General features: G+C 70.2%; 5 protein-coding genes. All 5 read right to left on the bottom strand.

Features of this window, described 5'->3' with window-relative positions:
- Positions 1-689, bottom strand: a 689-nt coding sequence (locus tag AABM41_09650) for an ABC transporter ATP-binding protein (protein ID MEK6192561.1), incomplete at its 3' end; no start/stop codon positions are given.
- Complete coding sequence (locus AABM41_09645) at positions 682-1,446, bottom strand: ABC transporter ATP-binding protein (protein ID MEK6192560.1); 765 nt, start codon at positions 1,444-1,446, stop codon at positions 682-684. The genes AABM41_09650 and AABM41_09645, both read right to left, overlap by 8 nt.
- Positions 1,443-2,492, bottom strand: coding sequence for a branched-chain amino acid ABC transporter permease (locus AABM41_09640; GenBank protein MEK6192559.1), 1,050 nt, complete (start codon positions 2,490-2,492; stop codon positions 1,443-1,445). The genes AABM41_09645 and AABM41_09640 overlap by 4 nt, the downstream gene beginning before the upstream one ends.
- Positions 2,492-3,376 carry a branched-chain amino acid ABC transporter permease gene (locus AABM41_09635; GenBank protein MEK6192558.1) on the bottom strand — a complete coding sequence of 295 codons (885 nt, stop codon included), beginning with the start codon at positions 3,374-3,376 and terminating at the stop codon, positions 2,492-2,494. The genes AABM41_09640 and AABM41_09635 overlap by 1 nt, the downstream gene beginning before the upstream one ends.
- Positions 3,377-3,386: 10 nt before the next feature.
- Positions 3,387-4,429: amino acid ABC transporter substrate-binding protein (locus AABM41_09630; GenBank protein ID MEK6192557.1), on the bottom strand; the 1,043-nt coding region annotated here is incomplete at its 5' end.

Here is a 4,429-nt window from a genome sequence, read left to right as displayed (position 1 = left end):
GCCACGCTCAGGTACGCCTCCCGGACGCGCTCGTCCTCGAGCAGCTCCGCGCTCGGGCCACTCACAACGATTCGTCCGGTCTCGAGCACGTACCCGCGGGCCGCCAGCCGCAACGCGGCATCCACGTCCTGATCGACCAGCAGCACGGCCGTGCCGTCCTCCGCCACGGTGCGCAGCCGCTCGACTATCTCGTCCACGAGCTTGGGCGCCAATCCCAGCGACAGCTCGTCGATCATGATCAGGGCGGGGCTGCTCATGAGCCCGCGGGCGATCGCGCACATCTGCTGCTCGCCGCCCGACAGGCTGCCGGCCGCTTGGCCCAGCCGCTCGCCGAGCAGCGGGAACAGCGCCACCGCGCTCTCGATGTCCTCGGTGTGGCCGCTGTAGCCGCCGACCATCAGGTTCTCGCGCACGGTCAGGCCGGCAAACAGGCGCCGTCCCTCGGGCACGTGCGCGATGCCCCGGTCCACGATCTCCTCGGGAGGCAGGCCGCCGATCTCGTCGCCCTTGAAGCGCACCGAGCCCGCCGCCGCCGCGATCACCCCCGAGACGGCGCGCAGCAGAGTCGTCTTGCCGGCGCCGTTCGAGCCGACAAGGGCCACGATCTCGTCCTCCCCCACCTCGAGGTCGACCCCCTGGAGAACCTCCACGCGCCCGTAGCCCGCGTTGAGGCCTGAGATCTCAAGCATCGCCATTCCCCTCGGCCATCCGCTTCGCGTAGCGCTGGCCCAGATAGGCCTCGATCACGCGCTCGTCCTTCACGACCTCGGCGGGTTTCCCGCGCGTGAGCTCACGGCCCTCGTGCAGCACCAACACCTCGTCGGAGACCGACAGGATCACCTTCACGATGTGCTCCACGGCCACGATCGTCATTCCCTCGTCACGGAGTGAGCGGATCAGCTCCAGCGCCGGCTCGATCTCCGAGCCGCGCAGCCCGGCCATCACCTCGTCGAGCAGGAGCAACCGCGGCCCCAGCGCCAGGGCCTTGGCCAGCTCGAGACGGCGGGCGTCGGCCACGCCCAGCTCGCCTGGCGGCACCTCCCCGCGGCCCGCGAGCCCGACGCGCTCGAGCACCTCGTCCGCGCGCCGCTGCGCGTCCTTCACGGAGCCCGCGCCATCCGGCCCGTACATCGCCCCGATCGCCACGTTGTCGCGCACGGTCAGCTCGCGGAAGGGCTTGACGATCTGGAACGTGCGTGCCACACCCGCTCGCGCGATGACCCAGGGCCGCTGCCCGGTGACCTCCCGCCCGTCGACGCACACGGAGCCGGAGCTGGGCTTGAGGTGGCCCGTCACGAGGTTGATCAGCGTGCTCTTGCCGGCGCCGTTCGGCCCGATGATCCCGAGCACGGTGCCGGGCTCGACCGAGAGCGACACGTCTGAGAGCGCCTCGAGGCCGCCGAAACGGCGCGACAGGCCGCGGGTCTCCAGGGCGGGGGCGCTCACAGCCGGTACGCCCTCACGTTGTCGAGCAGCGAGAACCGCCGCGTGCGCCACCCCTCTCGCACGAATCTGACGAGGCCCTGCGGCAGAAGGATCACGGCCACCACGATGATCACCCCGAACACGAACGTGTGGTAGTCGGTGAGGTTGTCGCGCAGGTACTCGGAGAGGAACTGCAGCCCGAGCGCGCCGAGCACCGGTCCGACCACCGTGCCCGACCCGCCGATCACCGCCATCACCACCATCAGCAGGGTGATCTGCACGTCGAAGAGCCGGGCCGGGTAGATCGTGACCTGCTGGAAGGCGTACATCGCGCCGGCGAGCGAGGTGATGACACCCGCGAGGGCGAAAGCGCCGATCTTGGCGCGCGTGGTGTCGATGCCCATCGCGGCCGCGGCGTCCTCGTCCTGGTTGATCGCCCGCAGCCCGTAGCCGAAGCGGCTGCGCGACACCCAGAGCACGACCGCGGTGGCGAGCACCGCCAGCGCCAGGAACATGTAGTAGAAGCCGGCGTTGCCGGGGTAGGACGTGGTCGCCTCGATGCCCACGGCGGGAACCGTGAGGCCCGAGCCCCCGCCGGTGAGCCCGTCGAGGTTGAGCACGACCTCGCGCATGCCCTCCGCCACGCCCAGCGTGGCGATCGCGAAGTAGTGCCCCCGCAACCTCAGCACCGGCACGCCCATCAGCGCCGCGAAACCGAGCCCCACGAGGGCGGCGGCGGGAAGCGCCACGTAGAACGAGGCGCCGGCCTTCGCCATCAAGATCGCCGTGGTGTAGCCCCCGAGGCCGAAGAACACGACGTTGCCGAAGCTCGGGTAGCCGGCGAAGCCGCCAATCAGGTTCCAGCCCTGCGCCAGCGCGACGAACATGAACGCGGCGGCGAGGGTGCGCTGCTGGCTGCCGTACAGCTGCACGGGGAGGGCGATGAAGAACAGGAGCGCCACCGCCGCGGCGGCCCAGCCGGCGCGGCCGCTCAGGAACCCCAGCCGGCGCGCTCCGCCGGGGCCCTCGGCGGACGCCGGCTTCCCTGCCTGCGGGTCGGTGGCCATCAGATCTCGACCCTCGCCTCGTAGTAGGGCTTGCCGAGCAGGCCGGCCGGGCGCACGATCAGCACCGCCACCAGCACCCCGAAGGCGATGGCGGTGACGAGCGTGCCCGACAGGTACTGGCCGCCCCACGACTGCACCAACCCGAGCACCAGGCCGCCGGCCAGGGCGCCCCACATGTTGCCGAGGCCGCCGAGCACCGCGATCACGAAGCTCTGCAGCGTGAAGGCGGGGGCGGAGGCCGGGCTGAAGGTGCCCACGGTGCCCACGATCGCCCCGGCCGCCCCGGCCATGGCGGCCGCGATGGCGAACGTGGTGGCGTAGACGCGCCGCGCCCGGATCCCCATCAGCCGTGCCGCGTCACGGTCCATCCCGGTTGCCTTGATGGCAAGGCCGAGCCGCGTGCGCGACATGAAGGCCACCAGCGCCAGCGTGAGGCCCACGGCCACCAGGAAGCCGGCGAGCCGGCCGTAGGGTATCCGCACGTCGCCCAGGGCGATCGCGTCGGCCGCCCAGCCGGTCTCGATCGAGCGGAAGTCGCCGCTGAAGAGCAACACCATCGCGTTGATCAGAACCAACTCGAGGCCGAAGGTGAGCAACAGCGTCATCCAGATCGGTGCCTTGATCACCTGGTTGATCAGCAGCATGTGCACCGCGTAGCCCGCCACGAACAGGCAGGCCGCGGCCGCGAACATCCCGAGGAAGGGGTCCACGCCCGCGGACTTGTTGAGCTGCCAGGCGACGTATGACCCGAGCACCACGAACGTGCCGTGGGCAAGGTTCACCACGTTCATCACGCCCCACACCAGGGAGAAGCCCACCGCCACGAGGGCGAGCAGGCCTCCCTGGAGCAGGCCGTAGACCGTGGACTGGAGGAACTCCGTCACCGCGCCGCGCTCAGCCGGCGGCGGGCCATTTCAGCTCGCTCTCTGCCTGCTCCTTCGGCCACACCGTCACCGGCTTGCCGCCCTGGATCTGGATGACGGACATCGGCTTGGCTTCGTTCTCGCCCTGCTTGTTGAAGTCGATCGGGCCGAAGAACGTCTCCTCGTCGAGTCCCGCCACGGCGTCACGCACCTTCTGCGTGTCGGTCGAGCCGGCCTTCTCGAGGCCGAGCGCCAGCGCCAGGCAGGCCGCCGTCGCCTCGGCGTTGTGGTACTCGGGGTCCCGCCCGAACTTCGCCTTGTAGTCCTTGGCGTAGTCCGCGGCGGTGCCGAAGTACTTGTCCTCGCCCTTCACCTGAGGGACCCACTGGGTCGAGCCGAGCACGCCTTCCGCCGAGTCGCCGAGCGTCTTGACGAAGTCGGGGGTGGGCGGCGCCACGGTCTCGCCGAAGCCGCCCGCGGGCTTCACGCCCAGCTCGCCGGCCTGCTTGATGATCGCGATGCCCTCCTCGAGGTGCACCGAGCCCAACACCAGGTCGGCGTTCTTGCCGCGGACCTTGGTCAGCGCCGAGGACACATCTGTCGCGCCCTCCGGGAAGGACTCGGTGGCGAGCACCTCCATGCCCTGCTTCTTGGCCTCGGCCTCACCGCCCTCGGTCACGGTCTTGGAGAACCCGTCGTCGGCCGTGAGGAGGACGACGGTCTTGGGCTTCGGCTTCGCCAATTCCGCGGCCGCCCTGACCATCGCGGCGGCGTACTGGGTGGCGGGTGACAGGACCGCAAACGTCTGCGTGTAGCCCTTCTCGAAGATCTTGTCGTCGGCGCCGGCGCCCTCGACCATCACCTGCTTGTTCTTCTCGATCACCGCCGCGGCCGCCTCGGTGGAGGACGAGCCGTACGGACCGAGCACCAGCTTGATCCCCTGGTCGTTGAAGCGGTCGACGAGCTGGCCCGCGGTGTCGGGCTCGGACTTGTCGTCCCTGTAGGTGATGGCGATCTTGTAGCTCTTGTCGCCGACCTTGACGCCGCCCTTCTCGTTGATGCGGCTCGCGCAGA

The organism is Chloroflexota bacterium (assembly GCA_038040195.1).
Lineage (GTDB): Bacteria > Chloroflexota > Limnocylindria > QHBO01 > QHBO01 > DASTEQ01.
The sequence above is the reverse complement of the archived record's forward strand: the minus strand, read 5'-3'. Positions and strand labels throughout refer to the sequence as shown.